Genomic DNA, 22,613 nt, shown 5'->3' with positions numbered 1-22,613 from the left:
AACCCACCTCCTGATGTAGTTACACAAACCCCAACCTTTTGGCGGCCGACAGCACCATCACCACGTCGCTGGTGGCCGTGGCAAAGGGCGTGTTGGGCGCCAGCGCATCAATGGCCTGCTCATAACGTTTCGCGTTGATTAGCTGCCCGACCTGACCCGCCACCTGGTGAAAATGCGCGTGCTTGCTGACCAGCTCCGTGAAGCTGGCGCGCCCGCGCAGGCGCTGGCCATCGGCATAAATCCACTTGCCCAAGGCGCAGCAGTCATCGCGCGTGAGCGTGGCTACATCGACTTGGTCACCCCCCTCAATCGCATCGCGCAGCTTGACCTTCCATTGACGGTGGCCATCGATGACGGCGTCCACATCAACGCCCTCGACCAATGGTGAGGCCTTTGCACCGGGCAGACGGAACTCGTCTACCTGGGCTGCCATGCGCACGGCGGCCTGGCTCAGCACCATGGATGAGGCTGCAGTTTCTTCCACCAGCGCGGCGTTGGCCTGGGTGTTGCGGTCAAGCTCGTGCACGCCGGCGCCAATTTGCCCAATGCCCAGGCTTTGTTCGCGGGCGCCGTTGGCCACTTCATCGAGCAGGTCTTTGACTTGCGCGGCGTTTTCCACAATTTGCTGCATGTGCTCGCCCGCCTCGTGCACGATGGCGGTGCCTTTCGTGACCTCGTCCGTGCTGCTGGTGATCAAGTGCTTGATCTCTTTGGCGGCTGCCGCACTGCGCCCGGCCAGAGCCCGCACCTCGGTGGCCACTACGGCGAAACCACGGCCCTGCTCACCAGCGCGCGCCGCCTCTACGGCAGCGTTCAAGGCCAAAATATTGGTCTGAAAGGCAATGCCGTCAATCACACCAATGATGTCGCTGATTTTTTGTGACGAGACCTGAATGCGCGCCATGGTGTTGGCCACGTCCTGCATCACCGCGCCGCCCTGGCTGGCGGTGGTGGCATTGCCGGTGGCAATCTCAGAGGCCTTGCTGACGGATTCCGCCGTCATGGCCACGGTGGAGTTGGTTTGCTCCAGTGCCGCAGATGACTCTTCCAATGCAGCGGCGGCCGATTCGGTGCGCGCCGACAAATCCTGCATGCCTTGTGCAATCTGCATGCTGGTGGTGACCACCGATTCACTGGCGTCTTGCACCTGCTGCACCGTGATGCTCAGAGCCAGTTGCATGCTGGAAAGCTCTTTGAGCAAACCAGCCACTTCGTCGCGCCCTTGCACCTTGATGGCCGTTTGCAGGTCCCCCATCGAAATGCTGATCAAGTGGTGGCGCAGCGCCACAAACCCGTTGCTCATGGCTCGGAAAAACCCCATGCACAGGTAAACGCCAGCCAGCAGGCACAGCGTCGTCACGCCCAGCACCAGCCACAAATTGCGCTGCAGGGCGGCTTGCCGGTCTGCCAGCATGGCGTCGAGCACCTGCAGGTTTTTTTCAACCTGATTGAACTGGGTTTGCAGGGTTTGGTTGGCTGCGGCCACAAACGCAGCCGCATCGCCCTTGACTTCAGTGGCCCCCACGGGCACACCAAGGCGCACCAGGCCCATCAACTCTTGCGTGGCCTGGATAGCGCCAAGCGTCAGGCGCGGACCATAGTCAGGGGCGGCCTGTTGCACTTTGTCGAGCGCCATCTTGGCTTTCGCGGTGTCGCCAGTCAGCAGCGCCAGCAAGCCGCTCAGGCGTGCCGCGTTGTCGGGGGTGATTTGCCCGGCTTTGAGGGCAGAGCGCACCAGGCCACGGATTTCAACGGTGGTCTGAATCACGTCGGGTGCGCGTAGCAGCACGGCGCTCATCAAGTGGTAGCTGGCCAAGTCCGGGTCAAGCGCCAGGCCTGAGCCGTCTGTCACCACATCCAGCAAATGGGCCAGGCTGCGCGACACGCCGATCATGCCGTTGTAGACCATTTCCGGGTCAGCTTTGACACCGGGTGCGGGCTGTGCGGCCTGTGCGGCAAGCACGGCACTGCGCAGCGCGGCAAAGCCAGCGCTGGCGTTCAGCGACTGGCCCACCTTGGCGTCAATGGCTTGCAAATCGGCAAAGGCCTTGTCAAAGGCCTGGCGCGTTTGCTGCAACTGCTCGCCGCCTTCACCAAAGGCCGCATTGCGCGCCTGTTGCCGCCATTGGCCGGCCAAGTCAATGGCCGGGTAAATGGCGCTGGCGTAATGCACACCGGAGCGCTCTTGCTGGGCAAAGCCAATGTCGTGCAGCTTGGTGCTCACCGTGACCCAGAGCAGCCAGCAAATCGGAACCAGAAAGGCCAGGGAGATCAGAGCCATCTTGCCCGGGAACCTGAAACGCTGCATCAAGAGTGCGGCAGGCTGCCAAAAAGTAGATGTGACAAGGGCAGATGCTAGTTTCTTCATGGCAGTCTCAACGGCGTTTTATGCCTGAAGTATAAAACCAGCAGCCGCCAGCGCCGCGCCAGCCGGGGGGGGTCAGGAGACGATGTAAGCGCCCGACCCGGTCGACAGCAGCTTGCCGTCAGCGCCCAGAAATTCCATGCGGGTGGAGGCCACGCGTGAGCCCAGACGCATGACCTCGGCACGCAGCTCAAACCACTCGCCAATGCCGGGGCGAAGGTAATCAATGCGCAGGTCAATCGTGCCGAGCTTGGCAAAGCGCTGCAGCCGATGCTGCGGCGACTCGTCCATGTGGCGCGCGCCCAAGGCAGCCATCACCGCCAGGCCGCCCATGGCATCAAGCCCGGCGCTGATGACGCCGCCGTGGATGCGGTTGTAGGCGTAATGCCCCACCAATTCATTGCGCATGTCGATGCGGGCTTTGACCTGGGTTGGTGAAATTTGGGTGATTTTCAAACCCAGCATGCGGTTGAAAACGATCATTTCCTCGAAGATATTCTTGACGCCTGCGATGAATTCGTCTTCAAACTGCAGGTCGGCGGGCGGGGTGGTGTGTTTGGGCATGGTCAGATTGTCACCGGGCGCCATCGGTCATTTTTTCAGCAAAATCGGGGTTGGTGCGCCCAGGCGAAACGTGCTGCGTATCAACGCCATGGCCTGGGGGCCGTCCCATTCGCGCGCGCCCACCGTCTTGCTGAGCACCCGGCCCTTGGCATCAATGAGCAAGGTCAGCGGCAATTGCGTGGCGCCCAGCATGTGCTCCAGTTCCAGCTGGCGGTCAATGTAGTGGTTGATGGTGGCGCTGCTTTTACGCAGGAAACCTTTGGCAGCGTCGGGGTAGTCGTCAGTGGAGATGCCGATCACGGTGAACTGCTGGCCCAGGTCGCTCCAGGCCAGGCGCTCCAGCGAGCCCATCTCGGCAATACAGGGCGGGCACCAGCTGGCCCAAACGTTGATGACCAGCGGCTTGCCGCGAAAAGCCGACAACTTTTGGTCTGGGCCGTTGAGGCCACGCAGCGTGGCCTCACGCAGCACGCTGCCGACCTCGACTTCACCCGGCGTCTTGGCCGCCACGCCGGTGGCCATGGCCAAGCCCAGCAGGGTAATCAGCAGCAGCCGCGTTGCGTTCATGAACATCATTTCAAAGGCCTCTTGAATAGCTATATAAAACAGAGCTGCTTGCGCTTATTTAACAAGGGCTACAGCTTGATTTACCTTAAATTTCCCGGATTTTTTTGACCAGCGCCGTGGTGGAGTAGCCAGCCACAAACGGCAGGGCCAGCGCCCGCCCACCCCAGGATTCAACCAGCGCGGTCTCGGGCAGCCGGGCCATGTCGTAATCACCGCCCTTGACCAGAATGTCGGGGCGCACCAGGGCGATCAGTTCAACCGGCGTGTCTTCGTCAAACCAGGTCACCAGCGTGCTGCTAGCCAGCGCAGCCACCACACAGGCGCGGTCCATTTCGTTGTTCAGCGGCCGGTCTGGGCCCTTGCCCAAGCGGCGCGCCGAGGCGTCGGTGTTGAGCGCCACCACCAGGCTGGCGCCCAGGGCACGGGCTTGTGCCAGGTACATCACGTGGCCGCGGTGCAGCACATCAAAGACCCCGTTGGTGAACACCAGCGGGCGCGCCAATGCGGCCAGGCGCTGCACCAAATCTTCGGGGCGGCACAGCTTGCCAATGAGGTCGGGCGCGCTGGCAACGTCTTCAAAGTCGGGAATAAAGGGGGTTTCAGGCATGTGCTTGATGCTATCAGGCCCGCCCGGTCGCTTATGCTCTGCCTTTTACTCGCCCCCTTTGTGTGGGCTATTTCCACAGACTCTTTGGCATTATTTCGAACACTATGAACCTGGTACCCGTCAGCATCGACGCCATTCTTATTGGCCAGCCCTTGCCTTGCGCCCTGCGCGATGTGAAAGGTGTGCTGCTGGCCAGCCAGGGGTTCATGGTCAACAACCGGCAAGAACTTGAGTCCATGGTGGGCCGGCGCAGCGAAATTTACATCGATGCCGACGAGTCCGACAACTTCAAGCGCGGCTTTGTCAACCGGATCAACGACATGATGTTGCAAGACCGGGTGCTGGGGCAAATTGCCGAGGTGCAGATTTCGCCCTACGACATGAAGAAAGGCGCCGTGCCCGAGGTAAGCGACGAGCCCGACTGGCTTGACCTGCAGTCGCAGACCAACGCCATGTTGCGCGACACCCGCGGCGACACTTTTTTGCCGCGTCTGCAGCGCTTGCAAGCCGAGCTGGAGCGCCACACCTTGCGCAACCCCGACGGCACACTGTTTGCGCTGATTCACCTCTCAAGCAGCGAATTGCGCCATTACAGCGCCACGCACGCCATGCTGGTGTGCGTCATGACCAGCTTGGCCGCGCGCGACGTGTTGAAGTGGCCTGCGGCGCAGGTCAATGCGCTGTGCCACGCGGCGCTGACCATGGACATTGGCATGACCGAGCTGCAAGACCGGCTGGCGCTTCAGAAAGAAGCGCCCTCGGCCGAGCAAATCAAACGCATCGACTCGCATGCAGCGCGCTCGGTTGACCTGTTACAACAAATGGGCGTGGTGGACAACCTGTGGCTTGAAGCCGTGATGTTTCACCGCACCCAGGTGCCTGGCCCCCTGGCTGGGCGCAGCGAAGGCAAGCGCCTGGCGCGGTTGATTCAGCGCGCCGACATGTTCAGCGCCCGGCTGGCGCCACGTGCCTCACGCGCGCCTGACACCCCCAGGCAGCGCCATGCAGTCTTGTTATTTTGACGAAAACAAGCGAATTGGCGAAGCCGGTGCCGCCCTGATCAAGGCCGTGGGCATTTATTCGCCAGGCTCCTTTGTGCGCCTCACCAGCAATGAAATTGCGGTGGTGGTCAAACGCGGGCTCAACACCACCATGCCCAAGGTGGCGGTGCTGGTTAACCGTCAGGGCATGGCCACTGGCGAGCCGATGCTGCGCGACACCAGCCTGGCCGAATACCGCATTGTCGGGAGCGTGCCGCAGCGCGAGGTCAAGGTTAGTCACAGTCTGGAGCGGCTGCTGCCGCTGACCAAAGGCTCGGCGTCTGACCGGCCCTGGTAGACATCGGCTGGCCTTTGCTAGCCCTTGCTAGCCCTTGCTGGCCCTTGCTGGCTGGCATTTTGTTTCGTGGTTTTCTTGGCGCAGTGATTATTTGGCGTTGTAACCCCCACTCTCTACCCCCGCCTTCTCTCGCCCCGCCGGGCGAAAGAAGGAGCCAACAGCCCTATTTGGCCTTGTCTTTTGAGTGAAGACGTACACGCCTGTTTGCCTGTTTGCCTGTTTGCCTGTTTGCCTGTTTGCCTGTTTGCCTGTTTGCCAAACCTAGAACACCTACCAAAAAGCTATATGTTCTATAGCTGCTAGCGCTTTATGCAAAAGGGCTACAACTCAATTAGCCATATAAAACGCCTCGCCTACTGGCCGCTCGACGGGTACTTCACCAGTCAAGATACAAGCCCAAATACGGCTGTTAGCCCCCCTTTCCGCCCCGGCGGGGGTGGAGAGGGGTTGGGGGTGAGGGGGGGATCAACGATAAAAACGCCATCCTCAGCGCCAATCACCCAATAAAAGCGCCCAAACATCAAAGCCCAAACACCCCAACCCAAAAGACAAAAACCATCACATGTGATAAATTACTAATCAGTCACAAAAATACGATTTAGTTTTAAACCCATTCAAACGCCATGAAAATCGCCATCGTCGGCTCCGGCATCTCTGGTTTGGCAGCAGCCCACGCCCTGCACGGCCAGGCCGACATCACCCTGTTTGAAGCCGGCAACTACTTTGGCGGCCACACCCACACGGTTGACATCACCCTGCCCACCTCGCAAGGGTCACTCACCCACGGCGTCGACACCGGTTTTCTGGTGTTCAACGAGCGCACCTACCCCGAGCTGATCAAGCTATTTGCCGCCCTGGATGTGAAAACGTCCAAATCCGACATGTCGTTTTCCGTGCAGGCTGCCGGTACACGGCCGGGGCAGCCGCTGGAGTGGAGCGGTTCGACGCTCAACACCGTGTTTGCCCAACGCGGCAACCTGCTTAACCCTCGGTTTTTGCGCATGTTGCGCGATGTGCTGCGTTTCAACAAGTTGGCAACCGGCATCGCAGAGCATGGGGTCGAAGCCGACCTGATGCAGCCGCTGCAACAGTGGCTAACGCAGGAGCGTTTCTCGGCAGAGTTTCGTGACTGGTATTTGTTGCCCATGCTGGGCTGCATCTGGAGCTGCCCGACCGACCAGATGCTGCAGTTTCCAGTGGCCACCATGATCCGGTTTTGTCACAACCACGGCTTGATTCAGGTGACAAATCGCCCGCAGTGGTGGACGGTGGACGGCGGCGCACGCCACTACGTGAACAAAATCATCGCAAGAATCCGCGACAAACGACTGAACACGCCGGTGCAGCGCATTGAGCGCGATGCCCATGGCGTGCGCCTCACCAGCCGGGGGCAAACCGAGCATTTTGACAAGCTGGTGCTGGCCTGCCACTCGGACCAGGCGCTGGCCCTGCTGGCGCATCCCACTGCGCAAGAACGCGCCACGCTGGGTGCGATCCGTTATCAACCCAACCGCGCCGTACTGCACACAGACACCTCGGTGCTGCCCAAAAACCAGCGCGCCTGGGCGGCCTGGAACTATCAGCGCCCCGCGGCCGCAACCGCAGCCACGCCCGGCGCCAAGGCCAACTCCCAGCAGCGCAACCCCCAAAGCGCCAAGCAACACAACAGCCCACGCACTGATCCAAACAGCAACGCCGTTTGCCTGCACTACCTGCTGAACCGCCTGCAACCGCTGCCGTTTGCGCAACCGGTGCTGGTGTCGCTCAATCCCATCACCGACATTGACACCGCCCAAGTGCATGGCGTGTTTGACTACGCCCACCCGGTGTTTGACGTGGCCGCCATCAACGCGCAGCGCCAGGTGGGCGGGCTGCAAGGCCTGCAGCACACTTACTTTTGCGGTGCCTGGACCGGCTACGGTTTTCATGAAGACGGCCTGAAATCGGGGCTGGCGGTGGCGCAACTGCTGCAGGCCGGATATTTATGAAAAATCAGGCTCTATCCCTTATGAATAAAGCGCAAGCAGCTACTGTTAACAGAGCATCTTGTGGCCAATTCACGCATCAGCCTGCGCCTGGAGTTGAGGCATGAAGCCGCCATCTGCAGGCCTGTCTGATTTCCAGCCGCTGATCGGCTTTGGCCAAGTGCGCCACACTCGCCTGAAACCGGTGCGCCACGCCTTTGCCTACCCCACCTACTTTTTGATGCTGCCCATGCGCCAGCTACAGCGCGCGCCCTCGCCCGCCCTGGCGCGCAACCGCTGGGCTGCTTTGAGTTTTTTTGATGCGGACCACGGCGATGGCCGCAGTGCCGAACAAGGTGGCGCATTGGCCTGGCTGGACGAACTGCTGCACAACGAAGGCATCTTTGATGCCCAAGGCGAAGTCTGGCTGCACACCTACCCACGCGTGCTCGGTTTCACCTTCAAGCCGGTTAGTTTTTGGTATGCCCACCACCTGGATGGCAGCCTGGGCGCCGTGGTGGTGGAAGTCAACAACACCTTTGGCGAGCGCCACTGCTACTTGCTTAACACGCCGCAATTTGGCGTGGAACAGCGCGCCGCCAAGGTGTTTCATGTGTCGCCGTTTTGCCCGGTCGAAGGCGGCTACCGCTTTCGCTTCATGCTGACACCCGACCGCAGCCGCACCGTGGCCCGCATTGACTTTGACGACTTGGCAGGCCCCTTGATTGAGACCAGTGTCAGTGGCCGGTTGGAGCCGTTGTGTGCCTCATCCGTGCGCAAGGCGCTGCTGCGTTACCCCGCGATGACATTCGGGGTGGTGCTGCGCATCCACTGGCAGGCCGTCAAATTGTTCCTGAAAAGTGTGCCTTTTTTCAAGAAGCCCACGCCCCCCACCGCATTCACCACACGCTAAAGGTAGACCGCCATGAACAGCACCACCAGCACCCCAAATGCCCGCGCGTTTGCTTTGCCCTCTGATGCCCCCCGGGCGGCGCGCCTCGTGCTCAAGATGTTGCAACGCCTGCGCCACGGCAGCCTGACGCTGCAGTTGCCCGATGGCCGCATGCAGCGTTTTGGCAGCCAGACGCTGCCACACGCCACGCTGGTGCTGCACAACTGGCGCCCGTGCAGCGCGGCCCTCAAGTCGGGTGACATCGGCTTTGCCGAAGGCTTCATTGCCGGTGACTGGAGCACGCCCAACCTGACCGAACTGCTGCGCGTGTTGGTGAGCAACCGCGCCGAGGTGGAAGATGTGATCTACGGCACTTGGGCCGGGCGCCTGCTGTACCGCATCAAGCACCTGCTGCACCGCAACACGCGCACCAACAGCCAGAAAAACATCCACGCCCACTACGACCTGGGCAACGCGTTTTACCAGCTCTGGCTTGACGAGAGCATGAACTACTCGGCCGCCATCTTCAACGGCGACCCGGCCCAGCCCATGGCGCAGGCGCAGGCCACCAAGGTACGCCGGGCCTTGACCGAGGCGGGTGTCAAGCCGGGTGACCGGGTGCTGGAAATTGGCTGTGGCTGGGGTGCGTTGGCCGAAATGGCGTGCGCTGAATTTGACGCATCTGTGACCGGCGTGACACTCAGCACCGAGCAGTTGGCGTTTGCCCGGGCACGCATGCAGGCGCTGGGCATTACGGCATCGCACGATGCCATTGCACCGCAGGGGCCCTGCCCCGGCGCAATCGGCATCACCGACCGCTCAGAGACATCCTCAGCCCGGTGCGACCTGCGCCTGCAAGACTACCGCGACATTAACGACGCGCCGTTTGACGCGATTTGCTCCATCGAAATGGTCGAAGCCGTGGGGCGTGAGTATTGGCCCACTTACTTTACAACGCTGGCCAAGCTGCTCAAACCCGGCGGAAAAGCCTGCATCCAGAGCATCGTGATTGACGACGCGTTGTTTGAGCGCTATGTAAATTCCACCGACTTCATCCAGCAATACATCTTTCCCGGCGGCTGCCTGCCCTGCCCGCGCGAGCTGCGTGCGCAGGCCCAAGCCGCGGGGCTGGAGGTGGTGAACGTTCACGCCTTTGGCCACGACTACGCCGAAACCCTGAGGCGCTGGCGCGACCGTTTTTTGGCCCAGCGCGAGGCCGTGCTGGCAGGCGGCTTTGACGAACCCTTCATGCGCATCTGGGAGTTTTACCTAGCCTATTGCGAGGCGGCGTTCATGGAAAACAACATTGACGTGCTGCAGGTTACCCTGAAAAAGCGCGCCTGATACCGGCCCGACCCCTGACGCGCCATGCCTGCCATGAACCGCTCAGTGATAACGCTGCCGATGCGCCGCGAGCTGCTGGCTGCGGCTGGCGCCACGCTGGCCGGATGGCCCTTGAACCCGGCTTTTGCACAAGCTGACGCGGTCTGGCCTGAAGTCAGCAGCACGTTGGCAGATGCCCGCCTGGCCGGTACCGCCCGGCTGCGGGTGTGGGGCTTTGAGGTGTATGACGCGCAATTGTGGGTGGGCCCGGGCTTTCGCGCCAGCCAATTCGCCCAATTTCCGCTGGCCCTGAGCTTGCGCTACTTGCGTGCGCTCAAAGGCGTGGCCATTGCCGAGCGCTCTTTGAGAGAAATGCGCGGTATTGCGCCCATCCCCGAGGCCCAGGCGAGCCAATGGCTCAGTGCCATGACCCAAACCTTTGCGGACGTGCAAGCTGGCGACCGCTTGACCGGTCTGCACCAGCCGGCTGTGGGAGCGCGCTTCTGGCTCAACGGCCAGCCCCACGGCAGCATTGCCGATGCGCGCTTTAGCGCGTCCTTTTTCGGCATCTGGTTGGCGCAAGCCACCAGCGAACCCGCCCTGCGCCGCCAGCTACTGGCCGGTGTCACCCCATGACGACACGCACCGACGTGGCATCTGGCCCGACCTTCTCATGGCGCGCCGGTTGGCGCTACGGCCTGATGGGCTTGCCGCTGGCCTTTGTGGCGCTGCCGCTGTATGTGCTGTTGCCCAACCACTACGCCCGCGAATTCGGCCTGAGCCTGGGCGGTCTGGGCGCGCTGCTGCTGGCCGTTCGCTTGTTTGACGCGGTGATCGACCCCTGGCTGGGGCGCTGGGCGGACCGCTTGTTTGCCCACTCGCCAAGCGCCGTGCTGGGCTGGGGCGCGCTGGCCGCAGCGCTGTTGTGTGCCGGCTTTGCGCTGATGTTTTCCCCACCCCTCGCGGTGTCGGGTACGTCTGGTCAGCCTTTGATGCTGTGGCTGGGCTTGAGTTTGCTGCTGACCACCGTGGCCTACAGCGCCCTGAGCATCCTGCATCAGGCCTGGGGCGCGCGCTTGGGCGGCAATGAGGCCAAGCGCAGCCGGGTGGTGGCGTGGCGCGAAGGGTTTGGGCTGGCGGGTGTTGTTTTAGCATCAATTTTGCCTCTAGTCCTTGGTTTACCAGCGACAGAAGCTATTTTATTAATAGCAGCCGTCGCTGCCTGGCTGGCCTGGCGAGCTGGGCCAACACCTTTTCACAGGCCTTCACGCCCGACACCGGGTGACCCAACCCGTAGCAGGCTGGCAAACAGCGTTTGGTTGCCCTGGAAACGCCCGGGTTTTTGCGCGCTGATGGCGGTCTTCATGGTCAACGGCATCGCCAGCGCCGTGCCCGCCACGCTGATCCTGTTTTTTGTGCAAGATCGCCTGCAAGCCCCTGCCGCCATGGCACCTGTGTTTTTGGGCACTTACTTTGTCTGCGCAGCGCTGGCTTTGCCGCTGTGGCTGCACGTGGTGGCGCGCCTTGGCTTGGTCCGCACCTGGGGCCTTGGCATGGTGCTGGCGCTGGCCGTGTTTGGGTTTGCGGCGCAGCTCGGTGCCGGTGACAGCCTGGCGTTTCTGGCGGTCTGCGCGTTGAGTGGTGTGGCCATGGGCACCGACCTGGCCCTGCCCGCCGCGCTGTTGAACGGGCAGATCGAAGCCCACGGCGACCGTGGCCAGGCCGAGGGCGCTTACTTCGGCTGGTGGGCCTTTGCCAGCAAGCTCAATCTGGCCTTGGCCGCTGGCTTGGCGCTGCCACTGCTGGACGCCCTGGGCTACACCCCCGGTACCCGCGACCCGCAGGCCTTGAACACTCTGACCTGGGCCTATTGCCTGCTGCCCTGCGCGCTCAAAAGCATTGCGCTGGCGCTGCTCTACACCTTCATCCTGCGAAAGACACCATGAAAAAACGACTGTTTTTAGGCGCTGCGGCGGCCTCCACACTGACTTTTAGCGGCTGCGCCTCGCAAAAGATTGAGGGCTACGTGCAAGAGACCCCTGCGCTTGACCTGCGCAGCTATTTCAACGGCACGCTGGACGCCTATGGCATCTTCACCGACCGCTCCGGCCAAGTGGTGAAGCGCTTCACGGTGCTCATGCAGTGCAGCTGGAACGGGGACGATGGCGTGCTGGACGAGGCCTTCAGCTACTCGGACGGCACCAGCCAGCGGCGCGTCTGGCGTTTGAAAAAATTGCCCGACGGCCACTACACCGGCCAGGCGGACGACGTGGTCGGCACCGCCCTGGGCACCAGCCGGGGCAACGCGCTGAACTGGCGATATACGCTGTCGCTGCCGGTCGATGGCCGCGTCTTTGAGGTGCAGTTTGACGACTGGATGTACCTGATGACCCCCACGGTGATGCTCAACAAGGCCCGCATGAGCAAGTTTGGCGTGTACCTGGGTGAAGTCACCCTGTCATTCACACGACGGGCTGGTTCATAAATTTATAACAAATAGGCCTCTAGCCCTTATTAAATAAGCGCAAGAAGCTATCAATAAAATAGTATCCCATGCCATTCATCCATTCCCTCAACCCACGCCTGACCAACTGGCACGGCAAAACCGTCTGGCTGGTGGGCGCCTCCAGCGGCATTGGCGCAGCCACTGCGCACGCGCTCCACGCGAAAGGGGCCCGGGTGGTGGTGTCAGCCCGCCAAACGGGCTTGCTGGACGAGTTTGTGCAGCAACACCCCGGCAGCCAGGCGCTGCCTCTGGATGTCACCGACACCCAAGCCGTGACGGCCGCAGCCGCGATGCTGCTGGTGCTAGGACCGCTGGACTGCGTGGTGTATTGCGCCGGCCACTACCAGGCCATGCGCGCCGACAACCTGAACCTGTCCGACATGAAGCGTCATGTGGACGTGAACTTTATTGGCGCGCTGAATGTGCTGGACGCCGTGTTGCCGGCACTGCTGGCGCGCGGCCAGGGGCACGTCAGCCTGATCGGCAGCGTGGCGGGTTATGGCGGCCTGCCTAACAGCCTAGCTTACGGTCCGACCAAAGCGGCACTGATCAACTTGGCCGAGACGCTTTACCTCGATGTGCACCACCAGGGGCTTGGGGTTTCCATCATCAACCCTGGGTTTGTGCAAACACCACTTACGGCCGGCAACACCTTTGCCATGCCCGCGCTGCTGACACCCGAACAGGCCGCCCAGGCTATTTTGAAAGGTTGGGCGCGTGGTGCGTTCGAGGTTCATTTTCCGAAACGCTTCACCCTGTGGCTACAAGCCTTGCGCCTGCTACCCTACCGCCTCTACTTTGACCTGGTTTCACGCGCCACCCAATGACCACCGACCACAGCCAGCACGTTGCCCACATCGTGCAAATTTTTGAGACTCTGACCCCCCAAAACGTGGCGCAGCTCGGCGAGTTTTACGACCCACAAGCGCGTTTTACTGACCCGTTCAACGACGTCACGGGTGTGCCTGCCATCACGCGGATTTTTGCGCACATGTTCGTCAGCCTGCAGCAGCCGCGCTTTGTTGTCAAAGAGCGTGTGCTGCAAGGTGCGCAGTGTTTTCTGACCTGGGAGTTCCGCTTTTATTTCAAGGGCTACCGGGCCGGGCAAGAGCAGGTGATCTTGGGGGCCAGCCACTTGGTGCTTTCTAGCAGCGGCCAGATCACAGTGCACCGTGACTATTGGGATGCCGCGCAAGAGCTCTACGAAAAACTGCCCGTGGTGGGCAGTTTGATGCGCTGGCTGAAACGACGTGTCAACGCCTGAGCGGGCGCAAGGACCGCTCTTTCACTTTATAACGGCTTGGTGTCGGCAAAGCTGGGGCGGGCCATCAGCTTGTCCTGCAATTTGAGCAAATTGGGGTACCGCTCGCGCCAGTCGATTTGTGGAAACCGGAAGTCAAGATAGCCCAGCGCCACACCCACGGCCACGTCGGCCAGGCTCAAATGGATGCTGACACAAAACGCCTTGTCGCCCAGGCCTTTGCTCATGGCCAGCAGTGCGGCATCGACCTTGCCCAATTGGCGGTCAATCCAGGCCTGGCTGCGCTGCTCTGGCGTGCGGCCGCCCCAGGTCGCTTCGAGACGCGCGAGGATGGACGCGTCCAGCACACCATCGGCCAGCGCTTCCCAGGTTTTGACCTCGGCGCGCTCTCGGCCCATGCTGGGAATCAGTTTGCCCACGGGCGACAGGGTGTCAAGGTATTCAACGATCACGCGCGAGTCAAAAATGGCCTCGGCACCTTCCATCACCAGGCATGGCACCTTGCCCAGCGGGCTCGCCGATCCAATGTTGGTGTTGGCCGACCAGACATCCTCCAGCACATACTCGTAGTCAAGCTTTTTTTCTGCCATGACGACGCGCACTTTGCGCACATAAGGGCTGGAGTTGGATCCGATCAGTTTCATAGGCATGAGGCAATTGGGGGGTGACCCGCATAGTTGACTGGTGATTCTATACAGGCAGGGCCAGCCAGGGCGGCGCTTTGGACATGCCCCTTATTGGCGTGTTGCGTCCATGCAAGCTGACGTGGCGCTTGCGGGTTTACCCAGTGTCGCGCCCTACAATGCCGCGCATGACTACCTCCGCTATTTCCGCCCTTTCCCCGCTGGACGGCCGCTACGCCGCCAAGCTTGCCAAACTGCGCCCCGCCATGAGTGAGCAGGGTTACATGCACCGCCGTGTTCAGGTCGAAGTGGCCTGGTTCATCGCCTTGAGCGACTGCGGTTTTGCCGAGTTCAAGCCGCTTTCACCCGGCGCGCGCACCTACCTGATGGGGCTGGTCAAGAACTTCTCGGAAACCGATGGCAAGGCCATCAAGGACATCGAAAAAGTCACCAACCACGACGTGAAAGCGGTGGAATACTGGCTCAAGTCCAAGTTTGAAGCCCGCCCCGAACTGGTGGCCGTGCAGGAGTTTGTGCACTTTGGCTGCACCAGCGAAGACATCAACAACACCAGCCACGCGCTGCAACTGAAAAGTGGCCGCGACGCTGTGTTGCTGCCCACGCTTGACGCCATCATCACCAAGCTGCGCGACATGGCGCATGCGTTTGCCGAGGTGTCGATGCTCAGCCGCACCCACGGCCAAACTGCCAGCCCGACCACGGTGGGCAAGGAAATTGCCAACGTGGTGGTGCGCTTGGTGGCAGCACGCGAACGCATCGCATCCGTCAAACTGATGGCCAAAATGAATGGCGCCGTGGGCAATTTCAACGCCCACCTGTCGGCCTGGCCCGAGTTTGACTGGGAGGCATTCAGCAAGAAGGTCATCGAAACCCCCGAGCCAGTTGGCCTGGGCCTGACGTTTCAGCCCTACAGCATCCAGATTGAGCCGCATGACTACATGGCCGAGCTGTTTGACGCCGTGGCACGCACTAACACCATCCTGATTGACTGGTCGCGTGACGTTTGGGGCTATGTCTCTCTAGGCTATTTCAAGCAAAAGCTGCGCGACGGCGAAGTGGGTTCCAGCACCATGCCGCACAAAGTCAACCCGATTGATTTTGAGAACGCCGAGGGCAATCTGGGTCTGGCCAACGCCATGCTGCGCCACATGAGCGAAAAGCTGCCGATCAGCCGCTGGCAGCGCGACCTGACCGACAGCACCGTACTGCGCAACATGGGTGTGGCCTTGGGTTACGCGGTGCTGGCCTACCAGTCACTCGCTACCGGCTTGGGCAAGCTGGAAATCAACGAAGCCGCGATTGCCGGCGACCTCGACAGCTCTTGGGAAGTGATGGCTGAACCGATTCAAACCGTGATGCGCCGTTTTGGTCTGCCCCAGCCTTATGAGCAGCTGAAAAAATTCACCCGTGGCGAAGCCATGACGCGTGAACTGATGCAAGGCTTCATTGCCGGCCTGGCGTTGCCTGAAGCTGAAAAGGTCCGACTGCTGGCCATGACGCCTGCCAGCTATGTGGGCATGGCGGCGGAACTGGCCCGGCGCGTGTAATCGCTTATTTATCTATTTCAACTGCGCACTTTGAAGCAGATTGAAGAATTGGTCTTCAATCTGCTTCACGTTGGTGTCTACCCGATCATCCATGGCCACCAAATCCACCATCTTTAAAGCCGGCCTGCAAATAGCAGACATTGACCACAGCTACTACGCTGACCATGCGCTCACGCTGGCGCGCCACCCAAGCGAAACCGACGAACGCATGATGGTGCGGCTGTGCGCGCTGGCGCTGCAGGCGCACCAGTTGCAAACCGTCTGCGGCGGTGACGGCACGCTGGCCTTTGGCGCCGGATTGAGCGACCCCGACGAGCCCGATGTCTGGCTGCGCGACTTCACCGGCCTGACTCGCCTGTGGATCGAGGTTGGACAACCTGAAGACAAGCCGCTGAACAAGGCTTGCAACAAGGCCGATGTTGTGGTGCTTTACGCCTTTGGCCCAGCCGCCGACATCTGGTGGCGCGGCATTGAAACCAAACTCACACGCCTGAAGAACCTGCAGGTCTGGCGCATACCCAACACCTCAGCACTGGAACTGAAGCCGCTGGCACAGCGCAGCATGAACCTGCAAGCCACCATACAAGAAGGCGCGCTGATGCTGGGGGACGGCGTGCACAACGTGCACATTGAGCCCTTGCGCTGGAAATAACGCGCAAGGACTGCTTTCCTGCCGCTGGTTGCCCATTCCAATTTTGAGGCCAACCTGACTAGTGCTCTGCCGCGCTGGGTAGCCGTTATTGACGAATAACGACTGCGTCCAGTTTGAGCGCATGAATTTTTTTGGCATCGACATCTGCGTCAGCTTTGCTTTCAAACGGGCCCACGCGTACGCGCGTCAATTTACCTTTGTTGGTCATTAACGCCTGCCGGAATGACACCAGGCCAGCGTCCACCAATTTCGCTTGTGCATAACGCGCATTCCAATCGTTGGCAAACAAACCCACATTGATGTAGTACAGCGGATTTGCTTGCGTCGATGCCGTCACCGTCTGCCGCGATCCAGCGGGTGCCGCCTCCACCGGCGCGGCGGATGTTGCGATCACATCCAGCCGGCGTCTGGGCACATATCGCAAAGCTGCCGCATCCAGGACCGTCAGGTCAGCTTGTGTTGCGCTTGTGGAGAGTGACTCAGTTTCAGGCCGCATCAACTCGGGGCTAGCGCTAGCTACCGGAATCAGCGTAGAGACGACCAAAATCGGGGCAAGGGCAGAGGCAGAGGCAGTTAATGGGCCAGTGGTTGGGACAGAAGCTGGCGCGGCTGCGGGTATCTGCACAGATTCTTCAACTAGGGCTTCGTTATGTTTGTCCATCTCGTCCGCGAACATCGCCCTTTTAGCGACGACGGCAATATCAGGAAACGCCAGATAGACACCGGCAACAGAACTTGCCAGCACCATATTAATCAGCACCAGCCAGATGAAGCGCCCCCGCGAGGCGGCCTGAAGTCTCAGTTTTTCGCAGGCCCCCTTGAGCGTGCTGCTCACGGTGAGCGCATGCAACACGTTTTCACGGGTCGCACCATACAGCAGCTTGTTACCGTAGATCCCAGGCAGCAAAAAATAGAAGACGCCGAAACCCACCCATAAAAAGACTTCATTTGCATCATAGAAGTCAGGCACCCATTTGGACAAAGCAAACAATATGAGCAAACAACACAACACGGCCGAAGCGTAGATCCAAGCTGAGCCCCTCAAGCGCCTAAAAACCAACCAGCTCAACGTGTACAGACATGCAGCCCAATTCCAACTTGGGCCACTGCGGTTGCTTGCGTCAAATAGACGAAAGATAGGCAAGTAATAGTCGAGGGAAATCGGACCAATCGCCGCCCCATTCAGGGCTGTCGTGACGATGGTGCCAGAGTCATCCAGATGAGTGACTTGATCAGCGGCTACGGTGTCGGGTGTGGACATGCCTAATTCTGTCACGGTGCAAAGGCATCGGACTACTGTCGTTTCAACCCAACAATCATCATGAGCAACCTCTAAGGGCAACGCTTGCGGCGCTTGACCGGTTCGTGGTGCAGAAAGGGCGAACGTTGGGTTGCTGAATTAGCAATCCTAGCCCGAAAAAGCATACCGGCAAGATAGCCTGAAACGAACACGCAGCAAAAAGCCCGCTTTAGGCGGGCTTTTTGAATCAAGAAAACCCTTGACTAACTGGTTGCGCGAGAAGGATTTGAACCTCCGACCTTTGGGTTATGAGCCCAACGAGCTACCAGACTGCTCCATCGCGCGATATCTTTATTATAACTTATTCTGAAGCAACTTGAGCTTCAGTAAGTTTTTCTTCTACTGCAGCGCGATCAACAAGCTCAACCAACGCCATGGGGGCGTTGTCACCCACGCGGAAACCCATTTTCAAAATGCGTGTGTAGCCACCTGGACGAGCATTGAAGCGAGGACCCAGATCGTTGAAAAGTTTGACGACGCTATCGCGGTCACGCAGGCGGTCAAAGGCCAAGCGGCGATTTGCAACCGTCGCAACTTTAGCCAAGGTGATCATGGGTTCAATCACGCGGCGAAGTTCTTTGGCTTTTGGCACTGTTGTTTTGATAACTTCATGCTCGATGAGCGAATTCATCATATTGCGCAACATCGCCAAGCGATGTGATGAAGTGCGATTGAGTTTACGTAAGCCAAGTCCGTGACGCATATTATTTCCTTAGTTTGATTGAAGACAGCCGTATCAGGTACTGCCCGTTGCGCGAAGCCTTTTCAGGCTCCTGATTTAGCGCTTTTCCAGTGCAGCCGGTGGCCAACTTTCAAGCTTCATACCCAGTGTCAAGCCACGCGAGGCCAACACTTCCTTAATTTCATTGAGCGACTTCCGACCCAAATTAGGTGTCTTCAAGAGCTCGTTTTCAGTCCGCTGAATCAAATCGCCAATGTAGTAAATATTTTCAGCTTTCAAGCAATTAGCTGAACGAACAGTCAATTCAAGTTCGTCAACCGGGCGCAACAACACCGGGTCAAACTGCGAACTGCCACGTGACGACGGTGACACGATCGCGTCAACTTCACCACCTTCAAGTTGGGCAAACACTGCCAACTGCTCAACCAGAATCTTCGCCGAGGCACGAACCGCATCTTCAGCTGAGATTGCCCCATTGGTTTCAATGTCAACAATCAGCTTATCCAAATCAGTACGCTGTTCAACACGCGCGCTTTCGACGGTGTAGCTCACCCGCTTTACCGGTGAGTAAGAAGCATCAAGCACAATCCGACCGATGGACTTGGTTGGCTCGTCGCCATGACGGCGCATCGTGCCAGGAACGTATCCACGGCCTTTTTCAACCTTGATCTGCATGTCCAGTTTGCCGCCGTGAGACAAATTCGCAATCACGTGATCTGGATTGATGATTTCGACATCATGCGGTGTCTGAATGTCGCCGGCACTGACAACACCCTCGGTGTCCTTGCGCAAACTCAATGTGACTTCGTCGCGGTTATGCAGTTTGAAAACCACACCCTTCAAATTCAACAAGATATTGACGACATCCTCGTGCACGCCGTCAATCGACGAGTATTCATGCAAGACGCCAGCAATGGTGACCTCAGTTGGTGCATACCCAGGCATTGACGACAACAACACACGGCGCAGGGCATTACCCAGCGTGTGACCATAACCGCGCTCAAAAGGCTCCAGTACAACTTTCGCCCTGTTGGGAGACAGCTGCTCAACGTGGATCGCTTTGGGCTTCAGTAAACTACTTTGCATGAATAAATCCTCTCAATACCCCCGATTCGTTACATCGGTAAGGCTGAATAAACGCCGGAAGGCCAACTAAGGCCTTCACAGCAAAACGAAAACGACTGAGTCAATTAGCGGGAATACAACTCAACGATCAAAGACTCATTCACATCAGCGGCGAACTGATCACGATCTGGGACAGCCTTGAACACGCCTTCGGCTTTTTCCGAGTTGACATCAACCCAAGCTGGCATACCAACTTGTTGTGCCAATTGCAAAGCTTCAGCGATCCGATTTTGCTTAGCGGATTTCTCACGCACAGCAATGACGTCCCCTACCTTCACCATGTAGGAAGGGATATTGACGGATTTGCCGTTGACCAGCATCGCTTTGTGAGAAACCAGTTGACGTGCTTCTGCGCGAGTTGAGCCAAAGCCCATGCGGTACACAACATTGTCCAGGCGACTTTCAAGCAAGCCCAACAGGTTTGCGCCCGTGTTGCCCTTGCGACGATCTGCCTCTTCAAAATAGCGACGGAACTGCTTTTCAAGGATGCCGTACATCCGCTTGACTTTTTGCTTCTCACGCAACTGAACACCGTAGTCGGAAGTACGTGCACCCGAAGTGCGTCCGTGCTGGCCCGGTTTGGAGTCGAACTTTGCCTTGTCACCGATAGAGCGACGAGCACTCTTGAGGAACAGATCCGTACCTTCACGACGGGAGAGCTTGGCCTTGGGGCCTAAATAACGTGCCACTTGAGTTTCCTTTTAATCATCTGCCGCGCATGACGCGGGAGCCACGATCCAGTACGGATCATGGCGGTGGGCTTGGTAAAAAATTAGATCCGACGACGCTTTTGTGGGCGGCAGCCGTTATGTGGCACGGGGGTCACATCAGCGATCATATTGATGCGAATGCCTAAAGCCGCCAACGCACGCACAGAAGACTCGCGACCTGGGCCTGGGCCTTTGATCTCGACATCAAGGTTCTTGATGCCCTGTTCAATCGCCGCACGACCAGCAACTTCAGAGGCCACCTGAGCAGCAAAAGGTGTTGATTTACGTGAGCCCTTGAAACCTTGGCCGCCTGAAGACGCCCAAGACAACGAGTTACCTTGACGGTCAGTGATCGTGATGATGGTGTTGTTGAACGACGCGTGAACGTGTGCAATACCATCGGCTACGTTTTTACGAACTTTCTTGCGAACACGCTGTGCTGCATTGTTAGCGGGTGCTTTAGCCATAGTGGTCTTTCAGAGCCTGTTATTTCTTGAGGGAAGCTGCTGCTTTACGAGGACCCTTGCGCGTACGTGCATTTGTACGTGTGCGCTGACCCCGCAGTGGCAAGCCACGACGATGGCGGAAACCGCGATAACAACCGATGTCCATCAAGCGCTTGATGTTCATCGTGGTTTCACGACGAAGGTCACCCTCGATCGTGAACTTTGCGACCTCGTCACGAACTTTTTCAAGCTCAGGATCTGTAAGGTCTTTGATTTTTTTGGAGTATTCAATGCCGCAAGATTCACAAATCTTGCGAGCGCGACTACGTCCCACACCAAAAATGGCGGTCAAGCCAATTTCTGAATGCTTTTGCGGGGGAATATTAATACCAGCGATACGTGCCATTTTGGTCCTCTATAACTCTTGCGCTCAACCCTGACGCTGTTTGTGACGCGGATCCGTACAGATCACACGCACAACACCTTTACGCCGAATAATTTTGCAATTGCGGCAAATCTTCTTTACCGAAGCCGAAACTTTCATTGCGTTCTCCTAAACAATTCTCGAACAATAAAAACTACTTAGCCCGAAACACAATACGTGCTCGGCTCAAATCATAAGGCGTCAACTCAACGGTAACTTTGTCACCAGGTAATATCCGAATGTAATGCATTCGCATTTTTCCAGAAATATGCCCCAAGACTATGTGACCATTTTCAAGCTTAACCCTGAATGTTGCGTTTGGCAGGTTCTCAACAATCTCACCCTGCATTTGAATTACATCGTCTTTTGCCATATTTAACCTCAAGAAGCCTTAAAGTTAGCCTTTTTCAGCAAAGACTCATATTGCTGGGACATCAAATAGTTCTGAACCTGTGCCATGAAATCCATGGTCACGACCACAATAATCAGCAGCGATGTGCCACCAAAATAGAATGGCACGTTGTACTTAAGAATCAAAAACTCAGGCAGCAAGCATACCAAAGTGATGTAAATTGCACCCACGAAGGTCAACCGAAGCAATATCTTATCGATATATTTCGCAGTGTTATCACCTGGCCGAATGCCCGGAACAAACGCGCCACTTTTCTTTAGATTATCTGCAGTTTCCCGGCTGTTGAACACAAGAGCAGTATAGAAAAAACAGAAGAAAATAATCGCAGCAGCGTAGAGCATCACGTAAATTGGTTGCCCAGGTGTCAACGAACCAGCAATATCTTTTAACCAACGCATCGAATCACCTGCACTAAACCAACCCACTACTGTCGCCGGTAGCAAAATGATTGATGAAGCGAAAATTGGTGGAATCACACCGGCCATATTCAACTTCAGTGGCAAATGAGAAGATTGCCCGCCGTACACCTTGTTACCAACCTGCCGCCGTGCGTAATTGACCAAGATCTTACGCTGACCCCGTTCAACGAACACAACGAAGTAAGTAACTAGCGCGATCAACACAACTATAAGCAGCGACACGATGATACTCATCGCACCAGTACGTACCAGTTCCAATAATCCACCGATGGCACTTGGCAATCCTGCCGCGATACCGCCGAAAATCAAAATGGAAATACCGTTACCCAAACCACGCTCGGTAATTTGCTCACCCAGCCACATTAAGAATAAAGTGCCTGCTGTCAACGTAACTACCGCTGTCATGCGAAAACCAAAACCCGGCGTGATCACCAGTCCAGCTGAACTTTCGAGAGCAACAGCAATACCTAGCGACTGAAACAATGCTAAACCAAGCGTCCCGTAGCGGGTATATTGCGTGATCTTGCGACGTCCTGCTTCGCCCTCTTTCTTCAACTGCTCGAAAGCTGGCAATACATACCCAAGTAACTGCATGATGATCGATGCAGAGATGTACGGCATGATTCCAAGGGCGAAAATGGTAAACCGGGACAGCGCACCGCCCGAGAACATGTTGAACATGCCCAAAATACCGCCTTGTTGGCCCTTGAAGAACTGCTGCAGCTGTACCGCATCAATACCTGGCACAGGAATGTGCGCACCCACCCGGTACACCACAAGTGCCAACAACAAAAAGATAAGTCGGCGACGCAGGTCGCCATACTTGTCGGTCTTTGCCGATAGTGCTGAGCTAGATGTTGCCACT

26 protein-coding genes and 1 tRNA gene are annotated in these 22,613 nt (G+C 58.2%); 12 read left to right on the top strand and 15 right to left on the bottom strand.

Annotated features, from left to right (window positions below):
- Positions 1-19 precede the first annotated feature (19 nt).
- The 4 genes from PHQ58_RS12790 to PHQ58_RS12775 all read right to left on the bottom strand — a co-directional run bounded on the left by PHQ58_RS12790 (position 20) and on the right by PHQ58_RS12775 (position 4,103).
- Positions 20-2,368: a methyl-accepting chemotaxis protein gene (locus PHQ58_RS12790; protein WP_300111520.1), complete on the bottom strand. Its 2,349-nt coding sequence runs from the start codon at positions 2,366-2,368 to the stop codon at positions 20-22.
- A gap of 72 nt (positions 2,369-2,440) precedes the next feature.
- Positions 2,441-2,929 (bottom strand): thioesterase family protein, encoded by a 489-nt coding sequence (locus PHQ58_RS12785; RefSeq protein WP_300111519.1) that lies wholly within the window; start codon positions 2,927-2,929, stop codon positions 2,441-2,443.
- A gap of 27 nt (positions 2,930-2,956) precedes the next feature.
- The gene (locus PHQ58_RS12780; RefSeq protein ID WP_300111518.1) at positions 2,957-3,505 is read right to left on the bottom strand and encodes a TlpA disulfide reductase family protein; all 549 of its coding nucleotides are present in this window, start codon (positions 3,503-3,505) and stop codon (positions 2,957-2,959) included.
- A 76-nt stretch (positions 3,506-3,581) separates the two neighbouring features.
- Positions 3,582-4,103 (bottom strand): adenylyltransferase/cytidyltransferase family protein, encoded by a 522-nt coding sequence (locus PHQ58_RS12775; RefSeq protein ID WP_300111516.1) that lies wholly within the window; start codon positions 4,101-4,103, stop codon positions 3,582-3,584.
- 104 nt (positions 4,104-4,207) lie between these two features.
- Between PHQ58_RS12775 and PHQ58_RS12770 the strand changes: the two genes are divergently transcribed.
- The 10 genes from PHQ58_RS12770 to PHQ58_RS12725 all read left to right on the top strand — a co-directional run bounded on the left by PHQ58_RS12770 (position 4,208) and on the right by PHQ58_RS12725 (position 13,390).
- Positions 4,208-5,125, top strand: a complete 918-nt coding sequence (locus tag PHQ58_RS12770; protein ID WP_300111514.1) for a hypothetical protein — start codon at positions 4,208-4,210, stop codon at positions 5,123-5,125.
- Positions 5,106-5,441: a hypothetical protein gene (locus PHQ58_RS12765; protein WP_300111512.1), complete on the top strand. Its 336-nt coding sequence runs from the start codon at positions 5,106-5,108 to the stop codon at positions 5,439-5,441. Before PHQ58_RS12770 ends, PHQ58_RS12765 begins: the two co-directional genes overlap by 20 nt.
- Before the next feature lie 623 nt (positions 5,442-6,064).
- A complete protein-coding gene (locus tag PHQ58_RS12760; RefSeq protein WP_300111510.1) occupies positions 6,065-7,429 on the top strand; it encodes an FAD-dependent oxidoreductase in 1,365 nt (454 codons plus the stop codon).
- A 100-nt stretch (positions 7,430-7,529) separates the two neighbouring features.
- Entirely contained in the window at positions 7,530-8,318 is a 789-nt protein-coding gene (locus PHQ58_RS12755; RefSeq protein WP_300111508.1) for a DUF1365 domain-containing protein, read from the top strand.
- Between the two features lie 12 nt (positions 8,319-8,330).
- Positions 8,331-9,641 carry a cyclopropane-fatty-acyl-phospholipid synthase family protein gene (locus PHQ58_RS12750; RefSeq protein ID WP_300111506.1) on the top strand — a complete coding sequence of 437 codons (1,311 nt, stop codon included), beginning with the start codon at positions 8,331-8,333 and terminating at the stop codon, positions 9,639-9,641.
- A 24-nt stretch (positions 9,642-9,665) separates the two neighbouring features.
- On the top strand, positions 9,666-10,256 hold the full coding sequence (locus tag PHQ58_RS12745; RefSeq protein ID WP_300111504.1) for a chalcone isomerase family protein: 591 nt from the start codon (positions 9,666-9,668) through the stop codon (positions 10,254-10,256).
- On the top strand, positions 10,253-11,566 hold the full coding sequence (locus tag PHQ58_RS12740; protein ID WP_300111502.1) for an MFS transporter: 1,314 nt from the start codon (positions 10,253-10,255) through the stop codon (positions 11,564-11,566). The genes PHQ58_RS12745 and PHQ58_RS12740 overlap by 4 nt, the downstream gene beginning before the upstream one ends.
- Positions 11,563-12,105, top strand: coding sequence for a DUF3833 domain-containing protein (locus PHQ58_RS12735; protein ID WP_300111500.1), 543 nt, complete (start codon positions 11,563-11,565; stop codon positions 12,103-12,105). The genes PHQ58_RS12740 and PHQ58_RS12735 overlap by 4 nt, the downstream gene beginning before the upstream one ends.
- A 68-nt stretch (positions 12,106-12,173) precedes the next feature.
- Positions 12,174-12,953, top strand: coding sequence for an SDR family oxidoreductase (locus PHQ58_RS12730; RefSeq protein ID WP_300111499.1), 780 nt, complete (start codon positions 12,174-12,176; stop codon positions 12,951-12,953).
- Positions 12,950-13,390, top strand: a complete 441-nt coding sequence (locus PHQ58_RS12725; RefSeq protein WP_300111497.1) for a nuclear transport factor 2 family protein — start codon at positions 12,950-12,952, stop codon at positions 13,388-13,390. The genes PHQ58_RS12730 and PHQ58_RS12725 overlap by 4 nt, the downstream gene beginning before the upstream one ends.
- Before the next feature lie 26 nt (positions 13,391-13,416).
- Here the strand turns inward: PHQ58_RS12725 and PHQ58_RS12720 are convergent, their stop codons facing one another.
- Positions 13,417-14,031 (bottom strand): glutathione S-transferase N-terminal domain-containing protein, encoded by a 615-nt coding sequence (locus tag PHQ58_RS12720; RefSeq protein ID WP_300111579.1) that lies wholly within the window; start codon positions 14,029-14,031, stop codon positions 13,417-13,419.
- Between the two features lie 167 nt (positions 14,032-14,198).
- Between PHQ58_RS12720 and purB the strand changes: the two genes are divergently transcribed.
- Both purB and PHQ58_RS12710 read left to right on the top strand, forming a co-directional pair.
- Entirely contained in the window at positions 14,199-15,578 is a 1,380-nt protein-coding gene (purB, locus tag PHQ58_RS12715) for an adenylosuccinate lyase (RefSeq protein WP_300111496.1), read from the top strand.
- Between the two features lie 91 nt (positions 15,579-15,669).
- Positions 15,670-16,230: a YaeQ family protein gene (locus tag PHQ58_RS12710; protein WP_300111495.1), complete on the top strand. Its 561-nt coding sequence runs from the start codon at positions 15,670-15,672 to the stop codon at positions 16,228-16,230.
- 85 nt (positions 16,231-16,315) lie between these two features.
- Here PHQ58_RS12710 and PHQ58_RS12705 read toward each other — a convergent pair whose 3' ends face one another.
- From PHQ58_RS12705 to secY, 10 genes are all read right to left on the bottom strand, one after another.
- On the bottom strand, positions 16,316-17,491 hold the full coding sequence (locus tag PHQ58_RS12705) for an SPOR domain-containing protein (RefSeq protein WP_300111493.1): 1,176 nt from the start codon (positions 17,489-17,491) through the stop codon (positions 16,316-16,318).
- Positions 17,492-17,738: 247 nt separating this feature from the next.
- Positions 17,739-17,815, bottom strand: a tRNA-Met gene (locus PHQ58_RS12700).
- Positions 17,816-17,831: 16 nt separating this feature from the next.
- Positions 17,832-18,233 carry a 50S ribosomal protein L17 gene (gene rplQ, locus PHQ58_RS12695; RefSeq protein ID WP_300111491.1) on the bottom strand — a complete coding sequence of 134 codons (402 nt, stop codon included), beginning with the start codon at positions 18,231-18,233 and terminating at the stop codon, positions 17,832-17,834.
- 75 nt (positions 18,234-18,308) lie between these two features.
- Positions 18,309-19,298: a DNA-directed RNA polymerase subunit alpha gene (rpoA, locus tag PHQ58_RS12690; protein WP_300111489.1), complete on the bottom strand. Its 990-nt coding sequence runs from the start codon at positions 19,296-19,298 to the stop codon at positions 18,309-18,311.
- A gap of 104 nt (positions 19,299-19,402) precedes the next feature.
- A complete protein-coding gene (rpsD, locus tag PHQ58_RS12685; RefSeq protein WP_300111487.1) occupies positions 19,403-20,026 on the bottom strand; it encodes a 30S ribosomal protein S4 in 624 nt (207 codons plus the stop codon).
- A gap of 83 nt (positions 20,027-20,109) precedes the next feature.
- The gene (gene rpsK / locus PHQ58_RS12680; RefSeq protein WP_227334136.1) at positions 20,110-20,514 is read right to left on the bottom strand and encodes a 30S ribosomal protein S11; all 405 of its coding nucleotides are present in this window, start codon (positions 20,512-20,514) and stop codon (positions 20,110-20,112) included.
- 19 nt (positions 20,515-20,533) lie between these two features.
- Positions 20,534-20,899 (bottom strand): 30S ribosomal protein S13, encoded by a 366-nt coding sequence (rpsM, locus tag PHQ58_RS12675; RefSeq protein ID WP_300111485.1) that lies wholly within the window; start codon positions 20,897-20,899, stop codon positions 20,534-20,536.
- A gap of 24 nt (positions 20,900-20,923) precedes the next feature.
- The gene (rpmJ, locus tag PHQ58_RS12670) at positions 20,924-21,037 is read right to left on the bottom strand and encodes a 50S ribosomal protein L36 (protein ID WP_012348927.1); all 114 of its coding nucleotides are present in this window, start codon (positions 21,035-21,037) and stop codon (positions 20,924-20,926) included.
- A gap of 34 nt (positions 21,038-21,071) precedes the next feature.
- Complete coding sequence (gene infA / locus PHQ58_RS12665; RefSeq protein ID WP_223907181.1) at positions 21,072-21,290, bottom strand: translation initiation factor IF-1; 219 nt, start codon at positions 21,288-21,290, stop codon at positions 21,072-21,074.
- An 8-nt stretch (positions 21,291-21,298) separates the two neighbouring features.
- On the bottom strand, positions 21,299-22,612 hold the full coding sequence (gene secY, locus PHQ58_RS12660) for a preprotein translocase subunit SecY (protein ID WP_300111483.1): 1,314 nt from the start codon (positions 22,610-22,612) through the stop codon (positions 21,299-21,301).
- Between the last annotated feature and the right edge of the window lies 1 nt (position 22,613).

Source organism: Rhodoferax sp. (genome assembly GCF_028688795.1).
Classification (GTDB): Bacteria; Pseudomonadota; Gammaproteobacteria; order Burkholderiales; family Burkholderiaceae_C; genus Rhodoferax.
This window is presented reverse-complemented; position numbering and strand designations above follow the sequence as displayed.